Source organism: Pseudomonas sp. 39004 (assembly GCF_028682155.1).
GTDB lineage: Bacteria > Pseudomonadota > Gammaproteobacteria > Pseudomonadales > Pseudomonadaceae > Aquipseudomonas > Aquipseudomonas capeferrum.
In genome coordinates, this window is sequence record NZ_JANIAG010000097.1 from 1 (window position 1) to 21,021 (window position 21,021).

A 21,021-nucleotide genomic window follows, 5' to 3' on the forward strand; every position below is an offset into this window, starting at 1 on the left:
CCCCCATCACCCTATCTCCCGTCAAGCACATAGCAGCCCCACTCCCCAACATTCCGTGAAAATCCACAAAAAAAGCCGACCTAGCCTCCATCGCCCGTGCGGCACGGGCCTCGGGCATGTAATTTTCATTGGTACTTCTGAAACACCACACTAGAAATCGCTCAGCTTCATAGCTGGCCTGGGGGGGGGCGAGTAATTTAGCTTCCTATACAAGGTGTTAAGTATGAGTCAGCGATGGTGATAAGGAGTCTGGGCATTATAACGATCCCGGAAATTGTCTCCGTCCGCCTGAATATTTGGTGAGGCATGGGTGGTGGCGGTGATGATGGGCGACAAGTAGGAGGTAGAGCTCTTTTGCGGTGTAAAGATTATCGTCAGGAGAGTGAGTGGTAATTCACTGGTGTCTTGGGGCGTAGCAATATGTGCAAGGGCTTCTTGTAAGTGTTTACGGAAGCACTTATTTCAGTGTCTTTTTCTTGGGTTCAGGGCTTCGTCAGCACATTGGAGCGGCGGGCTCGCTCCTTGAGTAGGAGAACTTTGTTGTTGTGTCAAACGCATCGGTCAGTATATTCGCATCCGCTTGTGTAAAATGACCAGGGCGCGCTAGATGTTTTTGTGACTATCAATCGCCTTGTTTTCCTTTCCGCAGAGATACTGTCACGAAATCAGAATCATGTGGTATCTAGGGCAGGGGCCTGACGTCATCTCCTCTACCTGAACGGATTTTGCAGAAATGAACAGCTTTCCAATTCTTGAAACCTCGCGCTTACTGCTCACGCCGCTGCAGCTCGGCGACGCGGACGCCATTCAGCAATTGTTCCCGCACTGGGACATTGTCCGCTACCTGGATAGCCGCGTGCCCTGGCCTTACCCAGAAGATGGCGCGTTGGTCTACGTCCGCGATATCGCATTACCCGCCATGAACGCCGGATGTGAATGGCATTGGATGATCCGCTTGAAGACGGAGCCTGGGCAGATCATCGGAAGCATCAGCCTCTTTGATCAGCCGGGTAACAACCGTGGCTTCTGGCTTGCGCAGGCATGGCAGAAAAACGGCTACATGCGTGAAGCTTGCGGGGTCATCAACCACTACTGGTTCGAAACGCTTGGGCGTTGCGTCATGCAGGTGCCCAAGGCTGCGTGCAATGACCGGTCGCGCAGTGTTTCCGTGCATGAGGGCATGCGGCTGGTGGGAACTGAAGAGGGCCATTTCGTCTGTGGCCCCGTGCTCAAGCAGATCTGGGAGTTGAGCCGCGATGAGTGGCATCGACGTGGCGGCCGTTAGGTAATGAAGTGACGATCTCAACGTAAGCAAATGCTTGCCTTTGCCTGTGCCTTGCCGTGATAGAAAACAGCACCTATACGCAAGGACAGCTTCATGAAGTCGTCTGTACCCACCACCCCTCGGTTTCAGCCCTTTACGGTGTTCTGCATCGCGTGCTTCCTGCTGTCCATCAGCTATGGCACGACGTTCCTGCTCTCGATGCTGGTGCAGACGCTGGGTGGGACTGCCAGCGATGCCGGGCAGGTATTCGCTGTTGCCATGCTAAGTACGTTGTTCTCTGTGCTGGGCTCGGGGCACCTGCTGCAGCGCTTTGGCGCTGCTCGCAGCATCGCTGTGGGGGCGCTCTGCCTGGTCGGGTCATCAGTGGGCTTTGCCATGGTCTCAAGCCTGGGCATCGCTTTGTTGGCATGCGGCTTGATGCTTGGCATCGGCTGGGGGGTGTTCTACACCATTGGCCCCATCATGGTGACGCAAATGGTCGAGCCCACGCGCCGTACCCATTGTTTTGCACTGCTCTCTGGCAGCATGCTGACCGGCATTGGCACCGGGCCCTTGCTGGGCAAGTTCGCCGCTTTCGTTGCACTGCCTACCCAGCTCGCGTTCTGGGTGGCGGCGTGCGCTGCAGGGGTGGCGGGGTTGTACTTTGCTTGGCTCGCTTCGACTTCTCAGGGGCAGCGACCTGCTGAGAAGGTGCAAATCGGGTTGGCGTCCGCGCTCAAAGTGATGAGCTCGCGCTCTGGGCTGTCGATCCTGATGGTAGGGCTGGGCGGGGCAATCTTCGGCACCATGGGCAGTTTCCAGACCAGCTATGCCGCTCGCCTGGGGCTTGATTACTCGACCTTCTTCATTGGCTTCATGGGCGCTGCGATCGCCTGCAGGCTCCTGCTGGCCGGTTGGGTCGTGAAGCAAAACCCGCTGGCGACCTCCTGGGTTCTAACCTTGATCATGGCAACGGCCGTGCTGGGGTTCGACCAGTGGGTGCACAGCACTCAAAGTTATCTGGCCATGGCCGTTCTTCTGGGTGTGGGTTACGGCCTGAATTACTCGGTGATCAACGGGCTGGCTGCCAACGAGGCACCGGCAGGGCTTACGGCACAAGCGTTGCTGCTGTTCAGCTTGTCGTATTTCATCGGTGTGTTCGGCTTCCCCTACGTCGCCAGCCAATTGATCACGCAGCTTGGGATCAACGCGATGATGCTCAGCATTGAAGGCGTGGCGTTCCTGGTCGTAGGGCTAAGTACGGCCAGATGGCTGGCTTCGCGCTTTTCCAGGCCTGCTCTGGTGTAGGTGTTTTTCCCCAAGGGCGCCTGCTGCTGACAGCCTCATCAAACGCTGAAATTTCGGACAGGCCAGGTGATCTACCTCAGGGCACTGCGCTGCATGCCGCAGCCCCTTGCTCATGGCCTGCAAGCGTTTGACCCGGGTATCGATTTCGTCCGCCTTGGCTATCAGCATCTGTCGATCGACCTGAAGGTCCACCAGCATCGCCCCGATCTCATCCAGGGAAAACCCTGATGCCTGCCCCAAGGCGATCAGTGCCAGCCTATCCGCAATGTCGGCGGCGAACTGGCGCCGCTGGCCACGCCCGGCGAGCGACGTGAGCAGGCCTTTCTTTTCGTAGTAACGCAGGGTCGACGCAGGGACGCCTGTGCGTTTGGCGACATCGGCAATGTCCATCGAGGTCCTTGACTTGAAGTTGACTTCAACTTCTATGCTGCGCGGCAGGTAACTGAACGTCAATCCTAGAGGGCTGAATCAATGACGCTTGCCATGCTACAAGCCGCTTTGCTGATCGGGGTCGGCGCCACCGTGATCATGGACCTATGGGGCATGTTGCTGCGGCGCTTGGGCATCCCCACCTTGAATTTCGCCATGGTCGGGCGTTGGGCGGGGCATTTGATGAAGGGGCGAGCGCGCCATGAGGCGATTGCCAAGGCGGAGCCTGTGGCCAACGAGGTGGTCTGGGGTTGGCTGATTCACTATGGCATCGGTGTGCTGTTTGCGGTGATGTTGGTGGGGATGGTCGGGGAGGGCTGGCTGAGTGCGCCGACGCTGTGGCCTGCGCTGGCGTGGGGTGTGGTGACAGTGGCGGCGCCGCTGTGCTTCATGCAGCCGTTGATGGGGGCAGGGTTCTTTGCCTCCAGAACGCCGACGCCTGGGCGTAACTGCCTGAAGAGTCTGGTGACGCATTCGGTGTTTGGGGTTGGGTTGTTTTTGAGTGCCGGTTTGATTGCGGTTGTGTGAAGACAGTGCTCAGGCTTACAGCAGTCGCAAGATCAAGAGGCCCGCAAGAAACAACGCCAAAGCAAAGCCCGCACCGAGGCTGAACGGCAATAGCGCTGACCAAGGAGAAAACGCTCTGGCCTTGCGCATGTCTTCGGCCAGGGCCTCTACTTCGCGATGGGATTGCTCAACCCTATCTTGAGTGGAACGCGGCATGATCTTTCCTCTTGCCAAAACGAGCGTGCTTAAGGAGTTTAACCAGCAGGGCCATGATACCCGCAATGGCAGTCAAAATGACCGAGCCGGTTGCGAAGGGGTGCCAGAACGCTTCTTGTCTAAGCTTGCGCTCTTCTGCCATGAATTTAAGTGCTTCAGCAGCTAGCTTGCGATTCTCGATCTGTAGTTTGTCGAGTTCCAGATTGTCTCGATCATCTTGGAGCATGAGGCTGTCTTTTTGAGGGGTAGCGGTAATTATGCGGCATCACTGCTAAGGGTCGATATCGCTCTCTAGACCAGATCTTGTAGTCCAATCACCAGCAAAGAAGTTTCCTACATTCGTATAGGCGACTTCCTGCTGTATCTGTAAGGCTCGCAGAAATATCCTACGCATCCCGTCGACTCGCGTCTGATTGTCCTGGGGAACCCCACCCCATAGGCTTTTGCGGTCGCTGTCGGTTCAGCGATCGGGTGTGGAAGCCCGGGAAAGACTTGGAGCAGTTGTCTGTTATGGCAGCTGTGCGCGGGAGGTATTCATACCTGCCGGGTTTTCCATGTGCCTGGTCTTCCACCCCGCGTACAGTTGTCACCCTAATGCGTGGAAGCAAAAGGGTGCAGCTCACCCACATGGAGCCTGCATGAAAAAAATCGTACCCGACCCACCCCATACCTTCGACCTGCCCCCGGGCAAGTCCCTTTCTCGCGTCATCAGCGAAGGCATCGTGCCAATGCACTTCGCGCTGATGAATGTCTCCCACTACCTGATGTTCGCCTACAGCGACAGCCGCCGAGCGCTCGAGCGCATTGAGGACGAAGAAACCCGACAGCTGTTGGAGCATGGCCTGCGCGCCATGCAGATCGCCTGGGGCCAGGCGGATGCCGTGACGCTGGCTGTTGAGCGTCAGCACTGACCGATTCGCGCGCAGGGGCGCAAGGCCGCTATCACATCATCACGGCCTTGGCGCTGCGGCATTCCCGGCATACCCCACAGCCCCATACCGCTGGCTGATCCGCTCGATCTCCCCCGTCTGTTTCATGCGCACCAGCGCCCTGAGCACCCCTTGCGTCGGTACCGCCGGGTCGCTGCGCACCATGCACCCCAGCTCCTGCTCCTCCAGCACCGCCAGCACCTGCAACTGCTGCCCCGCCGGCAAGCTGTGGTTGAACCACTGCAACGACAGTTCATTGCTCACCGCATGCAGGTACCGCCCCGCGTGCAGCTTCTGCAGGGCCAGCAGTTGGCTGCGGCTGTCTTCGCGGTGCAGCCTGCCCTGTTCGAACAAAGGCTGCAAAGTCGAATAGGCATAACCCAGCACGGTGCCGATGGCTTGCGGCGCCAGTTGTTCCGGGCGGGTGGGGCTGACTTCGCCAGCGCCGCCAACCAGCACGTCGCGCTGATGAATCAACGGGATGCTCCAGACATAATTGCCCGGCCGATCATGAAACCATTGGGTGCTGACATAGCAGCGCACGTCGATATCGCCGCTCTCCATGGCCTCCTGCAGGCGCAGGCGTGCCAGTACGTGATACTCCGGGCGTACACCCGCTTCCCGGGCAATGGCCTGCATCAGGTCGAACAGCAAACCCTCCACCGGTTTGTCGCCTTCGACGCGTATCAGCGGCATGCTCCAGCTCTCGGCGACGGAAAAACGCAGCACCGGTTGTTCGGCCAGGCTGTGGGTGGCCCAGAGCAATAGCAGGGGCAACAGTCTTCGCAAGGCACATCCTCCCTGGATAGCGCGCCAGTTTCATAGCTTAGACCAGTCGCGCAGGGTGCAATTTCGGCCCCGCTCCGCTAGCATTAGCGATCTTCCGCTCGATCAGGCTACGATGGTTTTTCGATGAGTTATCAGGTTCTTGCACGAAAATGGCGTCCGCGCTCGTTCCGCGAAATGGTCGGCCAGGCCCATGTGCTCAAGGCCTTGATCAATGCCTTGGACAACCAGCGCCTGCACCATGCCTACCTGTTTACCGGCACCCGTGGCGTAGGCAAGACTACCATTGCCCGTATCATCGCCAAATGCCTGAACTGCGAAACCGGCATCACCTCCACGCCCTGCGGCACCTGTTCGGTGTGCCGGGAGATCGACGAAGGCCGCTTCGTCGACCTGATCGAGATCGACGCCGCCAGCCGTACCAAGGTCGAAGACACCCGCGAGCTGCTGGATAACGTGCAATATGCCCCGAGCCGTGGGCGCTTCAAGGTCTACCTGATCGACGAAGTGCACATGCTCTCGACCCACTCGTTCAACGCCTTGCTCAAGACGCTGGAAGAGCCGCCGCCCTACGTCAAGTTCATCCTCGCCACCACCGACCCGCAGAAGCTGCCGGCGACCATCCTCTCGCGCTGCCTGCAGTTCTCGCTGAAGAACATGAGCCCGGAGCGGGTGGTCGAGCACCTCAGCCATGTGCTCACCGCCGAAAGCGTGCCGTTCGAGCCCGATGCACTGTGGTTGCTTGGCCGCGCCGCCGATGGCTCGATGCGCGATGCCATGAGCCTGACCGACCAGGCCATCGCCTTCGGTGAAGGCAAGGTGCTCGCCGCCGATGTGCGGGCTATGCTGGGCAGCCTCGACCATGGCCAGGTCTATGGAGTGCTGCAGGCACTGCTCGAAGGCGATGCGCGGGCGCTGCTCGAGGCCGTGCGCAACCTTGCCGAGCAAGGGCCGGACTGGAGCGGTGTGCTGGCCGAGATGCTCAATGTGCTGCACCGTGTCGCCATCGCCCAGGCGCTGCCAGAGGCGGTGGACAACGGCCAGGGCGACCGTGACCGCGTGTTGGCGCTGGCCCAGGCGCTACCGGCCGAGGACGTGCAGTTCTATTACCAGATGGGCCTGATCGGCCGTCGCGACCTGCCCTTGGCGCCCGACCCGCGTGGCGGCTTCGAGATGGTCCTGCTGCGGATGCTGGCCTTCCGCCCGGCCGATACCGACGATGCACCGAAGCCGGTGCTAAAGCCGGTGGGGATCAGCCAAGCCACAGCTGATCCTGCAACCCCGGTGGCAGCGGCGCTGGTGGCCCCTGCGCCGCCAGTCGCAGAGCCCGTGGAGCCGGTCGTCGCGCAAGCTGTACCTGCCCCGGTCGCACCGGCCGTCGAGCAGGCGCCTGCGGTTGCTCAGCCCGCGCCTGTCGTTGAGGCGCCCGTAGGGACCGCTGCACCAGCGGCGGAGCCCGCCGCCGAGGTCATCGACCTGCCTTGGGAAGAGCCTGTAGCGCCGGCGCAGCCGGTTGCTGCCGCCCCCGAGCCCGTTGTCGCTCCGCAGCCTGCCGCGGCCGAGCCACAGCGTGATCAGCCGGCCTACGACGAGCCGCCGTTCGACCCGTCCGCCTATGCTGCGGCGGGCATGGACCGTGATGACGAGCCGCCGGCGGACGAAGACTATTACATCGGTGACAGCGACCCGGTCGGCTTCAGTTACCTCGATGAACTGGCCGAGCATGTTCAGGAAGAGCAGGCCAAACCCGCTGCCGAACCGCTGCCGGCCGCCAAGCCGGCCACCGGCCTGGCCCTGCAATGGCTGGAATTATTCCCACAGTTGCCTGTCTCCGGTATGACAGGCAACATCGCCGCAAACTGTACGTTGATGGCCGCCGACGGCGACGACTGGCTGCTGCACCTGGACCCTGGCCAGGGCGCGCTGTTCAACGCCACCCAGCAGCGGCGTCTGAACGAGGCGCTCAATCAGCACCTTGGGCGTACCCTGAGCCTGCGTATCGAGCTGATTCGCCCTGAGCAGGAAACCCCGGCCCAGGCTGCCTCGCGCAAACGGGCCGAGCGCCAGCAAGACGCCGTGGTGTCGATCGAGCAGGATCCGTTGATCCAGCAGATGATCAAGCAGTTCGGTGCCAAGGTGCGACAGGATACTATTGAGCCTGTAGAGGCCCTGGCCAATCAGGGCCAGTAACGGATAACCATGCGGCCGGCCCGGTGCCAGGCCGCATCACACGACCCAATCGAGGTATACCCCCATGATGAAAGGTGGCATGGCCGGCCTGATGAAGCAGGCTCAGCAGATGCAGGAAAAAATGGCCAAGATGCAGGAAGAACTGGCCAACGCCGAAGTGACCGGCCAATCCGGTGGTGGCTTGGTGAGTGTGGTGATGACCGGTCGTCACGATGTGAAGCGCGTCAGCATCGACCAAAGCCTGATGTCGACTGATGAAGACGACAAGGAAGTGCTCGAAGACCTGATCGCTGCCGCACTGAACGACGCGGTACGCAAGGTGGAGCAGAGCAGCCAGGAAAAAATGGGCGGCATGACCGCTGGCATGCAGTTGCCACCGGGCTTCAAGATGCCGTTCTGATCGACCTTTTGCGTCAAATGGGGAGTAACGGCCGTAGGGTCGTTGCTCCCTTGTTCATTCTGTTCCCCCGACTTGCAGGCCTGCCTACATGAGCTTCAGCCCCCTGATCCGCCAACTGATCGACGCTTTGCGCACCTTGCCGGGTGTCGGCCAGAAAACTGCCCAGCGCATGGCCCTGCAACTGCTCGAACGCGACCGCAGCGGCGGCCTGCGCCTGGCTCAGGCGCTGACCCAGGCCATGGAAGGGGTGGGCCATTGCCGCCAATGCCGCACCCTGACCGAGCAGGAACTGTGCCCGCAGTGTGCCGACCCGCGCCGTGACGACACGCAGTTGTGTGTGGTCGAAGGGCCGGTGGATGTGTATGCGGTGGAGCAGACCGGTTACCGCGGCCGCTATTTCGTGCTCAAGGGGCACCTGTCGCCGCTCGATGGCCTGGGGCCTGAGGCGATCGGTGTGCCGCAGCTGATGGCGCGGATCGAAGCGCAGGGCACCTTTACCGAGGTGATCCTGGCGACCAACCCGACGGTGGAAGGGGAGGCAACGGCGCATTACATCGCCCAGTTGCTGAACGAGAAAGGCCTGGTGGCGTCGCGGATTGCCCATGGCGTGCCGCTGGGGGGCGAGCTGGAGTTGGTGGATGGCGGGACGCTGGCGCATGCCTTTGCAGGGCGCAGGCCGATTTCGCTCTGATTTCAGATCTTGGGGCTGCAAAGCAGCCCCGGTATGTAACTCAATTTTCGTTAAGCGAAAACTCGGTCAGGCAGAACGTCGGCACACCCGCCGCCTGCAGCCGGCGCGAACCTTCCAGCTCTGGCAGGTCAATGATCGCCGCCGCCTCAAACACCTGGGCCCCGGTACGGCGCACCAGGTTCGCCGCCGCCAGCAGCGTGCCGCCGGTGGCAATCAGGTCATCGAAAATCAGCACCGAGTCGCCTTCACACAGGCTGTCGGCATGCACTTCGAGGAAGGCCTCGCCATACTCGGTCTGATAACCCTCGGAAAGCACGTCGGCCGGCAGCTTGCCTTGTTTGCGGAACAGGATCAGCGGCTTGTTCAACTGGTGGGCGATGATCGAGCCGATCAGGAAGCCGCGCGCGTCCATGGCGCCGATGTGGCTGAACTCAGCCTCGACATAACGCTCGATGAACTGGTCGGCGACATAGCGCAGCCCGCGCGGGGATTGGAACAGCGGGGTGATGTCGCGAAAGATCACGCCCGGTTTGGGGAAGTCCACTACCGGGCGGATCAGGGCTTTGAGGTCGAAGGCTTCGCTGTGCATTGGTGCGGGTATCCTGGAAAAACGATTGCGCCAGTATACCCGTTAACCCAGGCTCAGGCGTCTATTGCACCGCCGGCCAGTGCACACAGCTGGATCGGGTCGAGGATATGCACTTCCTTGCCTTCGGCGCGCAGCAGGCCGTTTTGCTGGAAGCGGGTGAACACCCGCGACACGGTTTCCACCGCCAGGCCCAGGTAATTGCCGATTTCGTTGCGCGACATGCTCAGGCGGAACTGGTTGGCCGAATAGCCACGGGCGCGGAAGCGCGCGGACAGGTTGACCAGGAAGGTTGCAATGCGTTCGTCGGCGGTTTTCTTCGACAGCAGCAGCATCATCTGCTGGTCGTCGCGGATCTCGCGGCTCATTACCCGCATCAACTGGCGGCGCAACTGCGGCAGTTGCACCGAGAGTTCGTCGAGGCGCTCGAAGGGGATCTCGCACACCGACGTGGTCTCCTGGGCCTGGGCCGACACCGGGTAGGCCTCGGTGTCCATGCCGGACAGGCCGACCAGCTCGCTGGGCAGGTGGAAGCCGGTGATCTGCTCTTCGCCGCTGTCGCTGAGGCTGAAGGTCTTGAGGGCGCCGGAACGTACTGCATAGACCGAGCCGAAATTGTCACCCTGGCGGAACAGGAACTCGCCTTTTTTCAGCGGCCGGCCACGTTTGACGATTTCATCCAGTGCATCCATGTCTTCCAGGTTGAGCGAAAGAGGCAGGCACAGGGGGGCCAGGCTGCAATCCTTGCAATGGGCCTGGGCATGTGGGCGCAGTTTAACTGGCTCGGACATTTTCAATCGATCCTTGTGGGAAAGCACACATAAGACGTAAGGGTAACTCACGGCGTAGGGTGTAGGCCAGCGTGCGCTATTGTGGTGCGTGCTGGCCAGGCCTCGGCGGGTGCGCGTCGAGGCCCTGTGTGTGCCCATAGTGTGCTGGCAAAAGAGGCTTGTCCATGCGGTCGAACGCCTCGCTTTTCAGATCACCCGCGAGAAGCGTTGGCGGTTGTGCATGGCCAGGTAGGCATCGAAGACCATGCACACCGAGCGCGCCAACAGGCGGCCGGCGGGCAGGATGCGGATGCCCTTGTCGTCCAGGCTGATCAGGCCGTCACGCTGCAAGGTCAGCAGTTCTGGCCAGAGGTCGTTGAAGTAGCCGCGAAAATCGATTGTGAAGGCCTGTTCGATTGGCTCGAAGTCCAGCTCGAAATGGCAGATCAACTGCTGGATCACAGCCCGCCGCAGGCGGTCGTCGTGGTTGCACAGCAGGCCACGCTGGGTTGCCAGCTGGGCGTTGGAAAGGGAGTCCTGGTAGGTGTTGAGGTCGCTGCTGTTCTGGCAGTAGAGGTCGCCGATCTGGCTGATGGCAGAGACCCCCAGGCCGATCAGGTCGCAGTGACCGTGGGTGGTGTAGCCCTGGAAGTTGCGTTGCAGGGTGCCTTCTTCCTGGGCCATGGCCAGCTCATCGTCAGGCAGGGCGAAGTGGTCCATGCCGATGTATCGGTAACCGGCGGCGGTCAGCTGGTCGATGGTGGCATGCAGCATCTCCAGTTTCGCCGTCGGGCTCGGCAGGTCGTTGTTGTCGATGCGCCGCTGGGGCATGAAGCGCTCCGGCAAATGGGCATAGTTGAACACCGACAGGCGATCGGGCTGCAGGCGGATGACTTCCTCGACAGTACGTGCGAAGCCTTCTGGCGTCTGCTTGGGCAGGCCGTAGATCAAGTCCAGGTTGACCGAGCGGAACTGCAGGGTACGCGCCGCCTCGATCAGGGTGCGGGTCTGCTCCAGGCTCTGCAGGCGGTTGACCGCACGCTGCACGGCCGGGTCGAGGTCCTGCACGCCCAGGCTGACACGGTTGAAACCCAGCTCGCGAAGCAGCCCCATGGTCGACCAGTCGGCTTCGCGCGGGTCGATTTCGATGCCGTAGTCACCGGAGTCGTCGTCCAGCAGGTTGAAGTGCTGGCGCAGGGTCGCCATCAGCTGGCGCAGCTCCACCGGGCTGAGGAAGGTGGGCGTGCCGCCGCCGAAGTGCAGTTGTTCAACCCGTTGCTTTGGGTCCAGGTGGCAGGCGATCAGCTGGATTTCCTGCTCCAGGCGTTGCAGGTAGGGCGCGGCGCGGCCGCGGTCCTTGGTGATGACTTTGTTGCAGGCGCAGTAGTAGCAGATGTTGGCGCAGAACGGCACGTGCACGTACAACGACAGCGGGCGCACGGCCCGACGGCTCTCCCGCAGGGCGTGCAGCAGGTCGAACGAGCCCACTTCGCTGTGCAGTTGCACGGCGGTCGGGTAGGAGGTGTAGCGTGGTCCGGCCAGGTCGTAGCGGCGGATCAGGTCGGTATCCCAACGTAGGTCGTCGAGCATGTGGGCGGTCCCCGGATAGAGCGAGCAGTGTCCGGAGTCTAGGGGCGTCTGTAGGAATCTGTGTTGATTTGTATCAAAAGCTGCTGGGGCAGCACAGCAGGCCTATCAGTGCCCCATCAGCCAATGCTGATGCGGCCCGGGCAGCGTCCACAGGCCAAACAGGATGACCAGCAGCCCGCCCGCCATGCGCACACTGCGCCGCCGCAGCAGGCTGCTGACGCGCTCCGCCGCCAAGCCCGTCGCCAGCAGCACCGGCCAGGTGCCGAGGCCAAACGCAAGCATCAACGCCGCGCTGTACCCCGCATTGCCCTGGCTCGCAGCCCACAGCAACGTGCTGTACACCAGCCCGCACGGCAGCCAGCCCCACAAGGCGCCCAGCAACAAGGCGCGGGGCAGGCTGGACACCGGCAGCAAGCGCGAGGCTACTGGCTGAATATGCCGCCACAGCCCTCTGCCCAAGGCTTCGATCCGCGTCAGCCCGCTCCACCAGCCCGCCAGGTACAGCCCCATGGCAATCAACAGCAGCGCTGCCAGCACCCGCAGCGCCAGGGCTGCCGGGCTGCTGGCCACGGCCCAGCCTGCCAGGCCCAGCAACAGGCCGGCGCAGGCATAGCTGAGGATACGCCCGACGTTATACGCCAGCAGCAGGCGCAAACGCCGGCCGCGTTGCTCGGGCGGGATGGCCAGGGTCAGCGCGCCCATCAGGCCACCGCACATGCCCAGGCAATGGCCGCCGCCGAGCAGGCCAAGGATCAGCGCCGAGCCGAGCAGGGGAAGCAGGTCAGGCACGGGGTGGGGGTTCCTTGTCGTCTTCGGCGGGGGTGTCGTCCGTCTTCACCGCAGCCTGGTGGCGCGGGTCCTGATCGTCGAACAGGATGCTGTGGGCAGGGCCGTCGAGGTCGTCGTACTGGCCGCTGTCCACAGCCCAGAAGAAGATGTAAACGGCAACTCCGACCAGCAACAGGGCGGCCGGGATCATGACATAAAGGGCTGGCATGGGGCGGCTCCTGCTCAGGCGGTGGCGGGTTGCCGGTGGCTGCTGGTGGCCGGCGCAGCTGGCAGCCGGGTCAGGCGCAGGGCGTTGAGGACCACGATCAGCGAACTGACCGACATGCCGATGGCCGCCCACACCGGGGTGATCCAGCCGAGCGCGGCAAACGGCAACATGAGGCCATTATACAGGGTTGCCCACAGCAGGTTCTCGAGGATGTTGCGGCGGGTGCGGCGGGCCAGGTCGAAGGCCTGTACCAGCGCCTGCAGGCGGTTGGACAACAGCACCGCATCGGCGCTGGTCTTGGCCAGGTCGGTGGCGCTGCCCATGGCAATACTGATGTCGGCAGCAGCCAGTACCGGCACGTCGTTGACCCCGTCGCCCAGCATCAGCACCTTGCGCCCTGCCGCCTGCAGCGCCTTGAGCCGGTCCAGTTTGTCGTCCGGGCGCAAGCCGCCGATGGCCTGGTCGATGCCCAGCTGTGCAGCCACCTCGGCGACCATGGGTGAACTGTCGCCGGACAGCAGCAGCGTCCGCCAGCCACGCGCCTTGCAGGCGGCGAGCAGGGCGGGGGCGTCGTCGCGCAGGCGGTCGTCCAGGCCGAACCAGGCCAGCGGCCCCTGGCGATCGCCCAGCAGCAGCCATTGCCCACGTGGCTCGGGCACGCCGGGTATCTCGGCGCCACTCAGGGCGCAGACGAAGGTGGCCTGGCCGATGCGCAGGCGCTGGCCGTCGACCAGCCCCTCAAGGCCCAGGCCGGGTACTGTCTGCACATCGTCGGCAGGCGCGGCTGTGCGGCCGAACGCGCGGGCGATGGGGTGTTCGGAGCGGTTTTCCAGGGCGGCGGCCAGGGCCAGGCAGCGGTCGGCGGCCAAGCTGCCCAATGGGCGGATGCTGCGCAGGGTCAAACGGCCTTCGGTGAGCGTGCCGGTCTTGTCGAAGATGACTGTGTCGATCTGGTTGAGGCCTTCGAGCACATGGCCGCGGGTCACCAGCAGGCCGAGTTTGTGCAGGGTGCCGGTGGCGGCGGTGAGGGCCGTCGGGGTGGCCAGGGACAGGGCACACGGGCAAGTTGCTACCAGCATGGCCAGCACGATCCAGAAGGCCCGGTCCGGGTCCAGGTGCCACCACCACAGGCCGATGACCATGGCGGCGATCAGGGTGAACAGCAAAAACCACTGCGAGGCACGGTCGGCGATCTCGGCCAGGCGCGGTTTTTCGGTCTGCGCGCGTTCCAGCAAGCGGACGATGGCCGACAGCCGCGAGTCGTGGCCGAGGGCTTCGACCTCAATGTTCAAGGTGCTCTCGACGTTCAGCGTGCCGCCGGTGACCCGCTCGCCGACCCGGCGCGGTTGCGGCAGGTATTCGCCGGTCAGCAGCGACTCGTCGACACTGGAGCGACCTTCGACGATGCGCCCATCGGCGGGTATCACCGCGCCGGGCAGCACTTGCACCGTGTCGCCGCGCTGCAGTTCGCTGAGCAGGATGCGCTCGGCGCGGCCGAGGGTGTCCAGGCGCAGGCACGAGGCCGGCAGCAGGTTGACCAGTTGCGCGGTGGCCGCCGCAGTGCGTTCACGGGCGCGCCGTTCGAGGTAGCGGCCGGTCAGCAGGAACAGGGCAAACATGCCCACGGTATCGAAATACAGCTCGCCGCTGCCGCTGATCGCGGTCCAGATCCCGGCGCCGAACGCCAGGGCGATGGCCAGCGAGACCGAGACGTCCATGGTCAGGTGGCGGGTGCGCAGGTCGCGCGCCGCGCCCTTGAAGAAGGGCGCGCAGCTGTAGAACACGATCGGGATGGTGAGGAACAACGCGACCCAGCGCAGGATGGTGTGCAGCTCGGGCGAGAGGTCGATGTTGAATTCAGGCCAGGTGGCCATGGTCGCCATCATCGCCTGGAACCACAGCAAACCGGCGACGCCCAGGCGCCTGAGAGCGCTGCGGTTTTCGCGGGCCAGTTGTTCGGCGGCTTGGTCGGGTTGGTAGGGGTGGGCGGCGTAGCCGATCTGGCGCAGCTCGGCGAGCAGGCGCGAGAGCGCCAACTGGTTGTCGTCCCAGCTGAGCAGCAGGCGGTGGTTGGACAGGTTCAAGCGTGCTTCGGCGACCCCGGGCAGGTTGCGCAGGTGTTTTTCGATCAGCCAGCCGCAGGCGGCGCAACTGATGCCCTCGACCAGCAGGGTGGCTTCGGCCAGGTCGCCTGTATGGCGGACGAAGGTTTGCTGCACGTCGCTGCGGTCGTAGAGCGCCAGCTCATCCTGCAGTTGCCTGGGCAGGGCCTCGGGGTTGGCGCTGGTATCGCTGCGGTGCTGGTAGTAGTGCTCCAGGCCCCCGGCGACGATCGACTCGGCCACCGCCTGGCAGCCCGGGCAGCAGAACTGTCGGGGTTCGCCGAGCACCACAGCGGTGAAGCGGTTGCCGCCGGGGACGGGCAGGGCGCAGTGGTAGCAGGGGGTGGGTTGGGTCATAAGGCAAGCACGCATTGAGTAGCGGGGACGGGGCCTGTGGGGGCGGGTTAAGTGTCGCGATTATTTGTGTTCCGCACCCAGCAGCGCTTCATCACCCAGTTGCAAGGTCACCCCATGCTCCACTTTCTCTTCCTCGAACAGCCGCCATACCTGCCCTTCCTGGCTGCCCAGCAACTCGACGAAGCGCCGCCCGTCGACCTTGTCGTCCAGCTGGCCGACATAACGCCCCGCCTCGGCACGGCTCAGCAGCACCTTGCGGTCCTTGTCCGGCTGGGTGGGCGATATCAGGTTCAGTTCCAGTGTCTGCGGGTCGCTGTCGCCGCTCAGGCGCAGGTCCACTTCGCCGGTCAGGTCGTCCAGGTGCACGCTGGCCTTGAGCTTGAGGGTCTGGGCCAGCAGCTCGCGGTCCAGCGAGCGGTTGATGCCCTTGCCGGCCTCGTAGTAGTTGTCATTCACCAGGTTGTCGGGGTTGCGCACGGCAATGCTGACCATGGTCAGGCTCAGGCACACGGAGGTGGTGAGGATGCCGATGATGATCCAGGGCCAGAGGTGTTTGTACCAAGGGCTGGCGGCGGTGGCGGCAGGCATTGTCGATAGTCTCTCTCAGCGGATCTGTGGGCCGATGAAGCGGCTCTTGGCTTCAACCTGGGCGTCGCTGTCATCGGCGCTCTTGAGGGTGAAGATGATTTCGTTGGTGGTCGATGGCAGTTTCTCGGGCGCCACCGACAGTTGCACCGGCAGGCTGACGATATCGCCGGCCGCCACGCGGATTTCGCGCTGGCCTTCGAGCTTGAGGTCCGGCAGGCCGGCGGCGTCCAGCACATAGACGTGGTCGCGCTGGTCCTTGTTCATGACCTTGAGGCTGTAGACGTTCTCGATCCGCCCCTGGGCGTTCTCGCGGTACAGCACCCGGTCCTTGCTGACGTCGAAACCGACCAGCGAGCGGGTAGCGAAGGCGGTGGCCAGGGCGCCGATCATCACCAGCAGCACCAGCGCGTAGCCGATCAGGCGGGGGCGCAGCATGTGGGTTTTCTGCCCGGACAGGTTGTGCTCGGTGGTGTAGCTGATCAAGCCTCTGGGGTAGTTCATCTTGTCCATGATGGTGTCGCAGGCGTCGATGCACGCGGCGCAGCCGATGCACTCGATCTGCAGGCCGTCGCGGATGTCGATGCCGGTGGGGCAGACCTGCACGCACATGGTGCAGTCGATGCAGTCGCCCAGGCCCTGGGCCTTGTAGTCGATGTCTTTTTTACGCGGGCCACGGGTTTCGCCACGGCGCGGGTCGTACGACACGATCAGCGTGTCCTTGTCGAACATCACGCTCTGGAAGCGCGCATAGGGGCACATGTACACGCACACCTGCTCGCGCAGCCAGCCGGCGTTGCCATAGGTGGCGAGGGTGAAGAACCCGACCCAGAAGTAGGCCCAGCCATCGGCTTGGCCGGTAAAGAATTCGATGGCCAGTTCGCGGATGGGCGAGAAGTAGCCGACGAAGGTCATGCCGGTGACGAAGCCGATCAGCAACCACAGGCTGTGCTTGGCGAACTTGCGCAAGAACTTGTTGCCGCTCATGGGCGCCCTGTCGAGCTTCATGCGCTGGTTGCGGTCCCCTTCGGTGACCTTTTCGCACCACATGAAGATCCACGTCCATACGCTTTGCGGGCAGGTGTAGCCGCACCATACGCGGCCGGCATACACGGTGACGAAGAACAGGCCGAAGGCGGCGACGATCAGGATGCCTGACAGCAGGATGAAGTCTTGAGGCCAGATGGTGGCGCCGAAGATGTAGAACTTGCGCTCGGGCAGGTTCCACCAGACGGCCTGGTGGCCGCCCCAGTTCAGCCACACGGTGCCGAAATACAGCAGGAACAGCAGCGCACCGCCGACCATGCGCAGGCGGCGGAAGACGCCGGTGAAGGCGCGGGTGTAGATTTTCTCGCGGGCGGCGTAGAGGTCGACGGAATCCTTCCCTTTGCTGGCAGGCGGGGTGACGTCATGTACCGGAATTTGCTTGCTCATCATCAAGTCCCACGGCAGTGGAGAAATGCCGCGGCCAGTGCATGCCGGCCGCAGTCTCGCGCAATCTGCTAGCGCGCTGCGCCCCATGATACGCCGGTGATGGCAGCCTGGGGTCGTGCTGCGACCTTTAGTCGCGTTGGGTTCGTGGTGTGAATCGTGTTATGGCGGGTGTCAATTGATCCAAGTCATCTTGTGCTGAATTGGCGGGCCTCTTCGCGATCCGACTTGCCCCGCGAAGAGGCCGAACCTGCTTACTCGGCCTTAGCGGGCTCCTGCTGATGCGACAGGCTGTAAACATAAGCGGCCAGCAAATGCACCTTGTCATTACCTTGCAACTGTTCCTGCGCCGGCATCTGCCCCTGGCGACCATAACGGATGGTCTGTTGCAGTTGAGCAAAGCTCGACCCGTAGATGAACGCCTGCGGGTGGGTCAGGTTCGGTGCGCCCATGGCTGGGGTGCCCTTGCCTTCAGGCCCATGGCAGGCCACGCAGTTGGCGGCGAAGATCTTCTGCCCGTTCTCGGCATCGGCCTTCACGCCTTCGGGCAGCGTACGGCCATCAAGCTTGCTGACCACAAAGGCCGCCACATCAGCCACACCCTGCTCGCCGATCACCTCGGACCAGGCCGGCATCACGCCGTGGCGCCCGCCCATGATGGTGGTCTTGATGGTTTCCGGCTCACCGCCCCAGCGCCAGTCGTTGTCGGTCAGGTTGGGGAAGCCGTAGGCGCCCTTGGCGTCGGAGCCGTGGCACACCGAGCAGTTGGAGGCAAACAGCCGTGCGCCCATTTTCAGTGCCTGCGGGTCCTTGGCCACGTCCTCGATGGGCATGGCGGCGAACTTGGCGAAGATCGGCCCGAAGCGGGCATCGGCCTTGGCCATTTCCTTCTCCCACTCGTGCACGCCGGTCCAGCCCGGCTGGCCGTTGGCAAACTCGGTCTGCTTGTCGGTATCCAGGTACGAATAGCCCGGCAGGATGCCTTTCCAGTTACCCAGGCCCGGGTACAGCACCAGGTAGCCGAGGGCGAAGATGATGGTGCCGACGAATAGCCAGAACCACCATTTGGGCAGTGGGTTGTCATATTCCTCGATGCCATCGAAGGCATGCCCGACGGTCTCGTCGGTGACCTCTTCGCGCTGGCCCTTGCGGGTCGACAGCAGCAGCCAGGTCAGCGAGAAGATGGTGCCCAGGGTCAGGACGGTGACGTACAGACTCCAGAAGGTTGTCATTGTTTTTTGCTCCCAGAAGCTTTTGCTTGCGCTTGCTCGACGTGCCGGGTGGCTTCGGGGTCATCCGCGAAGGGCAGCCGGGTCGCCTCGTCGAACTCCTGCTTGCGCCGCGGGTTGAACACCCACAGCGCCAGGCCCACGAAGGCCACCATCACCACGACGGTGCCCAGGCCGCGAATCATCCCGATATCCATCAGCGTCACCGTTTGCTTTTGATGATGGTGCCAAGACCCTGCAGGTACGCGACGATGGCGTCCATTTCGGTCTTGCCCTTGACCGCGTCACGCGCGCCGGCGATGTCGGCGTCGGTGTACGGGGTGCCGAGGGTCCGCAGGACCTCCATCTTCTTCGCGGTGTCCTTGCCGTCGAGCTTGTTCTCGACCAGCCACGGGTAGGACGGCATCTTCGACTCGGGCACCACGTTGCGCGGGTTGTACAGGTGCGCACGGTGCCAGTCATCGGAGTAGCGGCCACCGACGCGGGCCAGGTCCGGGCCGGTACGCTTGGAGCCCCACAAGAACGGGTGGTCCCACACGCTTTCACCGGCCACCGAGTAGTGGCCATAGCGCTCGGTTTCAGCGCGGAACGGGCGGATCATCTGCGAGTGGCAGCCCACGCAGCCTTCACGGATGTAGATGTCGCGGCCTTCAAGCTCCAGCGCGGTGCGCGGCTTCATGCCTTCAACGGGTTTGTTGGTGACGTCCTGGAAAAACAGCGGGACGATCTGGGTCAGGCCACCGACGCTGACGGCGATGACCATGAAGAAGGCCAGCAGGCCTATGTTCTTCTCGACGGCTTCATGCTTCATCAGTGCGCTCCCACGACGACGATCTTGGCGGCTTCATCCGCTTCTACCGGGTTGGCCGCGCGTACGGTGCGGAACACGTTATAGGCCATCAGCAACATGCCCGAGGCGAAGAACGCACCGCCCAGCGCACGGACGATGTAGCCCGGGTGGCTGGCCTGCAAGGCTTCGACGAAGGAGTAGGTGAGCGTGCCGTCATCGTTGATGGCGCGCCACATCAGGCCCTGGGTGATGCCGTTGACCCACATCGAGGCGATGTACAGCACGGTGCCGATGGTCGCCAGCCAGAAGTGCGCGTTGATCAAGCCGACGCTGTGCATCTGCGCGCGGCCATATAGGCGCGGGATCATGTGGTAGACCGCGCCGATCGAGATCATCGCCACCCAGCCGAGGGCGCCGGCGTGGACATGGCCGATGGTCCAGTCGGTGTAGTGCGACAGCGAGTTCACGGTCTTGATGGCCATCATCGGGCCTTCGAAGGTGGACATGCCGTAGAACGCCAGCGAGACGACGAGGAAGCGCAGGATCGGGTCGGTACGCAATTTATGCCAGGCACCGGACAAGGTCATCATGCCGTTGATCATGCCGCCCCAGCTTGGCGCCAGGAGGATGATCGACATCACCATGCCCAACGACTGCGCCCAGTCGGGCAGTGCGGTGTAGTGCAGGTGGTGTGGGCCGGCCCAGATGTACAGGGTGATCAGCGCCCAGAAGTGCACGATCGACAGGCGGTACGAGTAGATAGGCCGCTCGGCCTGCTTGGGCACGAAGTAGTACATCATCCCCAAAAAGCCCGTGGTCAGGAAGAAGCCTACCGCGTTGTGGCCGTACCACCACTGGATCATCGCGTCGGTGGCACCGGCATAGGCCGAGTACGACTTGAACAGGCTGACCGGCAGCGAGATGTGGTTGACGATGTGCAGCATCGCGGTGACCACGATGAATGCACCGTAGAACCAGTTGCCGACGTAGATGTGCTTGGTCTTGCGCTTGACGATGGTGCCGAAGAACACCAGCCCGTAGGTGACCCAGACGATGGCCAGCAGGATCGCCAGCGGCCATTCCAGCTCGGCGTATTCCTTGGTGGTGGTGTAGCCCATCGGCAAGGTGATCAGTGCGCCGACGATTACCGCTTGCCAGCCCCAGAAGGTGAAGGCCGCCATGCTGTCGGAGATCAGCCGGGTCTGGCAGGTGCGCTGCACCACGTAGTAGCTGGTGCCGAACAGCGCACAGCCGCCGAAGGCGAAGATCACCAGGTTGGTGTGCAGCGGGCGCAGCCGGCCGAAGCTGGTCCAGGGCAGGTCCAGGTTCAGTTGCGGCCATACCAGTTGCGAGGCGATGAAGACGCCGAGGCCCATGCCAAGGATCCCCCAGACCACCGTCATGATGGCGAACTGGCGGACGACCTTATAGTTATAAGCAGTCGGACTGATTGCTGTGCTCATTCTAAGGTTCCACGGTTTTAATGTTCTTGTTGGTCGAAAAATCGGCGCCAGTATCGATAACCACCGGGGTTATCGCAACGCAAGTTTGGTACGCCGACCCGTGTCCAAGCCCGTTCACCTGTGTCCAGCGGTGTCAGGGTTCGAACGATTGTACACAAATAAATATTTGTAATGTGTACCGTTTTTCATCTTTTTCTGATCGATTGGTCAGGCTTTTTTGTCGGACGGCGCTAGGCTGTGCGCCGCGTCTGCTTCGCTGGATTGGCAGCGAAGCCCACTGAGGCAACAAGCTTAGTTCGGTTAGGAGGGGGTGCAAGGGAGGGGGGCGGGGCAGGGGTAAGGCTTGAGTGTTGGAGTGGGGCGGATATCGACCGCCGCCCGCGCGGCGCATCGCGAGCTAC

Annotated in this window: 23 protein-coding genes; 7 read left to right on the forward strand and 16 right to left on the reverse strand. The window is 62.8% G+C overall.

Annotated features, from left to right (window positions below):
* The first annotated feature begins 733 nt into the window (after window positions 1-733).
* Both NP534_RS16985 and NP534_RS16990 read left to right on the forward strand, forming a co-directional pair.
* On the forward strand, window positions 734-1,285 hold the full coding sequence (locus NP534_RS16985; protein WP_274099470.1) for a GNAT family N-acetyltransferase: 552 nt from the start codon (window positions 734-736) through the stop codon (window positions 1,283-1,285).
* A gap of 93 nt (window positions 1,286-1,378) precedes the next feature.
* Window positions 1,379-2,572, forward strand: a complete 1,194-nt coding sequence (locus tag NP534_RS16990) for an MFS transporter (protein ID WP_274099471.1) — start codon at window positions 1,379-1,381, stop codon at window positions 2,570-2,572.
* Here NP534_RS16990 and NP534_RS16995 read toward each other — a convergent pair.
* The gene (locus NP534_RS16995) at window positions 2,519-2,962 is read right to left on the reverse strand and encodes a helix-turn-helix domain-containing protein (RefSeq protein ID WP_274099472.1); all 444 of its coding nucleotides are present in this window, start codon (window positions 2,960-2,962) and stop codon (window positions 2,519-2,521) included. The genes NP534_RS16990 and NP534_RS16995 overlap by 54 nt on opposite strands.
* Window positions 2,963-3,055: 93 nt before the next feature.
* Between NP534_RS16995 and NP534_RS17000 the strand changes: the two genes are divergently transcribed.
* Window positions 3,056-3,529, forward strand: coding sequence for a DUF2938 domain-containing protein (locus tag NP534_RS17000; protein ID WP_443201083.1), 474 nt, complete (start codon window positions 3,056-3,058; stop codon window positions 3,527-3,529).
* A 15-nt stretch (window positions 3,530-3,544) separates the two neighbouring features.
* On the opposite strand, the gene NP534_RS17005 is transcribed toward NP534_RS17000, so the two are convergent.
* On the reverse strand, window positions 3,545-3,724 hold the full coding sequence (locus NP534_RS17005; protein ID WP_274099474.1) for a hypothetical protein: 180 nt from the start codon (window positions 3,722-3,724) through the stop codon (window positions 3,545-3,547).
* On the reverse strand, window positions 3,702-3,950 hold the full coding sequence (locus tag NP534_RS17010) for a hypothetical protein (RefSeq protein ID WP_274099480.1): 249 nt from the start codon (window positions 3,948-3,950) through the stop codon (window positions 3,702-3,704). Before NP534_RS17010 ends, NP534_RS17005 begins: the two co-directional genes overlap by 23 nt.
* A gap of 412 nt (window positions 3,951-4,362) precedes the next feature.
* Between NP534_RS17010 and NP534_RS17015 the strand changes: the two genes are divergently transcribed.
* Window positions 4,363-4,635, forward strand: coding sequence for a hypothetical protein (locus NP534_RS17015; protein ID WP_274099475.1), 273 nt, complete (start codon window positions 4,363-4,365; stop codon window positions 4,633-4,635).
* A 39-nt stretch (window positions 4,636-4,674) separates the two neighbouring features.
* On the opposite strand, the gene NP534_RS17020 is transcribed toward NP534_RS17015, so the two are convergent.
* Window positions 4,675-5,442, reverse strand: a complete 768-nt coding sequence (locus NP534_RS17020) for a substrate-binding periplasmic protein (RefSeq protein WP_274099476.1) — start codon at window positions 5,440-5,442, stop codon at window positions 4,675-4,677.
* A gap of 123 nt (window positions 5,443-5,565) precedes the next feature.
* Here NP534_RS17020 and dnaX point away from each other — a divergent pair, with 123 nt between their 5' ends.
* The 3 genes from dnaX (at window position 5,566) to recR (ending at window position 8,720) form a co-directional block, all read left to right on the forward strand.
* Window positions 5,566-7,629 (forward strand): DNA polymerase III subunit gamma/tau, encoded by a 2,064-nt coding sequence (gene dnaX / locus NP534_RS17025; RefSeq protein ID WP_274099477.1) that lies wholly within the window; start codon window positions 5,566-5,568, stop codon window positions 7,627-7,629.
* Between the two features lie 64 nt (window positions 7,630-7,693).
* On the forward strand, window positions 7,694-8,029 hold the full coding sequence (locus NP534_RS17030) for a YbaB/EbfC family nucleoid-associated protein (protein ID WP_008093501.1): 336 nt from the start codon (window positions 7,694-7,696) through the stop codon (window positions 8,027-8,029).
* A gap of 88 nt (window positions 8,030-8,117) precedes the next feature.
* A complete protein-coding gene (gene recR / locus NP534_RS17035; RefSeq protein WP_033699359.1) occupies window positions 8,118-8,720 on the forward strand; it encodes a recombination mediator RecR in 603 nt (200 codons plus the stop codon).
* 40 nt (window positions 8,721-8,760) lie between these two features.
* Here the strand turns inward: recR and NP534_RS17040 are convergent, their stop codons facing one another.
* The 12 genes from NP534_RS17040 to ccoN all read right to left on the reverse strand — a co-directional run bounded on the left by NP534_RS17040 (window position 8,761) and on the right by ccoN (window position 20,620).
* Window positions 8,761-9,309 carry an adenine phosphoribosyltransferase gene (locus NP534_RS17040; protein WP_033699357.1) on the reverse strand — a complete coding sequence of 183 codons (549 nt, stop codon included), beginning with the start codon at window positions 9,307-9,309 and terminating at the stop codon, window positions 8,761-8,763.
* A gap of 53 nt (window positions 9,310-9,362) precedes the next feature.
* Window positions 9,363-10,097 (reverse strand): Crp/Fnr family transcriptional regulator FnrA, encoded by a 735-nt coding sequence (gene fnrA / locus NP534_RS17045; RefSeq protein WP_274099478.1) that lies wholly within the window; start codon window positions 10,095-10,097, stop codon window positions 9,363-9,365.
* 186 nt (window positions 10,098-10,283) lie between these two features.
* The gene (gene hemN / locus NP534_RS17050; protein WP_033699355.1) at window positions 10,284-11,666 is read right to left on the reverse strand and encodes an oxygen-independent coproporphyrinogen III oxidase; all 1,383 of its coding nucleotides are present in this window, start codon (window positions 11,664-11,666) and stop codon (window positions 10,284-10,286) included.
* Window positions 11,667-11,771: 105 nt separating this feature from the next.
* On the reverse strand, window positions 11,772-12,455 hold the full coding sequence (locus tag NP534_RS17055; RefSeq protein WP_095063701.1) for a sulfite exporter TauE/SafE family protein: 684 nt from the start codon (window positions 12,453-12,455) through the stop codon (window positions 11,772-11,774).
* Window positions 12,448-12,663, reverse strand: a complete 216-nt coding sequence (gene ccoS, locus NP534_RS17060) for a cbb3-type cytochrome oxidase assembly protein CcoS (RefSeq protein WP_033699353.1) — start codon at window positions 12,661-12,663, stop codon at window positions 12,448-12,450. The genes NP534_RS17055 and ccoS overlap by 8 nt, the downstream gene beginning before the upstream one ends.
* A gap of 14 nt (window positions 12,664-12,677) precedes the next feature.
* The gene (locus NP534_RS17065; protein ID WP_274099479.1) at window positions 12,678-15,122 is read right to left on the reverse strand and encodes a heavy metal translocating P-type ATPase; all 2,445 of its coding nucleotides are present in this window, start codon (window positions 15,120-15,122) and stop codon (window positions 12,678-12,680) included.
* Between the two features lie 60 nt (window positions 15,123-15,182).
* Window positions 15,183-15,710 (reverse strand): FixH family protein, encoded by a 528-nt coding sequence (locus NP534_RS17070; RefSeq protein WP_186656477.1) that lies wholly within the window; start codon window positions 15,708-15,710, stop codon window positions 15,183-15,185.
* 15 nt (window positions 15,711-15,725) lie between these two features.
* A complete protein-coding gene (gene ccoG / locus NP534_RS17075) occupies window positions 15,726-17,141 on the reverse strand; it encodes a cytochrome c oxidase accessory protein CcoG (protein ID WP_033699348.1) in 1,416 nt (471 codons plus the stop codon).
* A 251-nt stretch (window positions 17,142-17,392) separates the two neighbouring features.
* Window positions 17,393-18,370 (reverse strand): cytochrome-c oxidase, cbb3-type subunit III, encoded by a 978-nt coding sequence (ccoP, locus tag NP534_RS17080; protein ID WP_186656485.1) that lies wholly within the window; start codon window positions 18,368-18,370, stop codon window positions 17,393-17,395.
* On the reverse strand, window positions 18,367-18,564 hold the full coding sequence (locus tag NP534_RS17085) for a CcoQ/FixQ family Cbb3-type cytochrome c oxidase assembly chaperone (RefSeq protein ID WP_033699345.1): 198 nt from the start codon (window positions 18,562-18,564) through the stop codon (window positions 18,367-18,369). Before NP534_RS17085 ends, ccoP begins: the two co-directional genes overlap by 4 nt.
* A 5-nt stretch (window positions 18,565-18,569) precedes the next feature.
* Window positions 18,570-19,178 (reverse strand): cytochrome-c oxidase, cbb3-type subunit II, encoded by a 609-nt coding sequence (gene ccoO / locus NP534_RS17090; RefSeq protein WP_003254286.1) that lies wholly within the window; start codon window positions 19,176-19,178, stop codon window positions 18,570-18,572.
* Window positions 19,178-20,620, reverse strand: coding sequence for a cytochrome-c oxidase, cbb3-type subunit I (ccoN, locus tag NP534_RS17095; protein WP_047581310.1), 1,443 nt, complete (start codon window positions 20,618-20,620; stop codon window positions 19,178-19,180). The genes ccoO and ccoN overlap by 1 nt, the downstream gene beginning before the upstream one ends.
* Between the last annotated feature and the right edge of the window lie 401 nt (window positions 20,621-21,021).

Coding starts and splice junctions, on each gene's coding strand:
- NP534_RS17030 (WP_008093501.1), top strand. CDS start 7,694: ATGATGAAAGGTGGCATGGCCGGCCTGATGAAGCAGGCTCAGCAGATG.
- recR (WP_033699359.1), top strand. CDS start 8,118: ATGAGCTTCAGCCCCCTGATCCGCCAACTGATCGACGCTTTGCGCACC.
- NP534_RS16990 (WP_274099471.1), top strand. CDS start 1,379: ATGAAGTCGTCTGTACCCACCACCCCTCGGTTTCAGCCCTTTACGGTG.
- fnrA (WP_274099478.1), bottom strand. CDS start 10,097: ATGTCCGAGCCAGTTAAACTGCGCCCACATGCCCAGGCCCATTGCAAG.
- NP534_RS17000 (WP_443201083.1), top strand. CDS start 3,056: ATGCTACAAGCCGCTTTGCTGATCGGGGTCGGCGCCACCGTGATCATG.
- hemN (WP_033699355.1), bottom strand. CDS start 11,666: ATGCTCGACGACCTACGTTGGGATACCGACCTGATCCGCCGCTACGAC.
- ccoS (WP_033699353.1), bottom strand. CDS start 12,663: ATGCCAGCCCTTTATGTCATGATCCCGGCCGCCCTGTTGCTGGTCGGA.
- NP534_RS17070 (WP_186656477.1), bottom strand. CDS start 15,710: ATGCCTGCCGCCACCGCCGCCAGCCCTTGGTACAAACACCTCTGGCCC.
- NP534_RS16995 (WP_274099472.1), bottom strand. CDS start 2,962: ATGGACATTGCCGATGTCGCCAAACGCACAGGCGTCCCTGCGTCGACC.
- NP534_RS17040 (WP_033699357.1), bottom strand. CDS start 9,309: ATGCACAGCGAAGCCTTCGACCTCAAAGCCCTGATCCGCCCGGTAGTG.
- ccoG (WP_033699348.1), bottom strand. CDS start 17,141: ATGAGCAAGCAAATTCCGGTACATGACGTCACCCCGCCTGCCAGCAAA.
- NP534_RS16985 (WP_274099470.1), top strand. CDS start 734: ATGAACAGCTTTCCAATTCTTGAAACCTCGCGCTTACTGCTCACGCCG.
- dnaX (WP_274099477.1), top strand. CDS start 5,566: ATGAGTTATCAGGTTCTTGCACGAAAATGGCGTCCGCGCTCGTTCCGC.
- NP534_RS17065 (WP_274099479.1), bottom strand. CDS start 15,122: ATGACCCAACCCACCCCCTGCTACCACTGCGCCCTGCCCGTCCCCGGC.
- ccoN (WP_047581310.1), bottom strand. CDS start 20,620: ATGAGCACAGCAATCAGTCCGACTGCTTATAACTATAAGGTCGTCCGC.
- ccoP (WP_186656485.1), bottom strand. CDS start 18,370: ATGACAACCTTCTGGAGTCTGTACGTCACCGTCCTGACCCTGGGCACC.
- ccoO (WP_003254286.1), bottom strand. CDS start 19,178: ATGAAGCATGAAGCCGTCGAGAAGAACATAGGCCTGCTGGCCTTCTTC.
- NP534_RS17085 (WP_033699345.1), bottom strand. CDS start 18,564: ATGGATATCGGGATGATTCGCGGCCTGGGCACCGTCGTGGTGATGGTG.
- NP534_RS17010 (WP_274099480.1), bottom strand. CDS start 3,950: ATGCTCCAAGATGATCGAGACAATCTGGAACTCGACAAACTACAGATC.
- NP534_RS17005 (WP_274099474.1), bottom strand. CDS start 3,724: ATGCCGCGTTCCACTCAAGATAGGGTTGAGCAATCCCATCGCGAAGTA.
- NP534_RS17015 (WP_274099475.1), top strand. CDS start 4,363: ATGAAAAAAATCGTACCCGACCCACCCCATACCTTCGACCTGCCCCCG.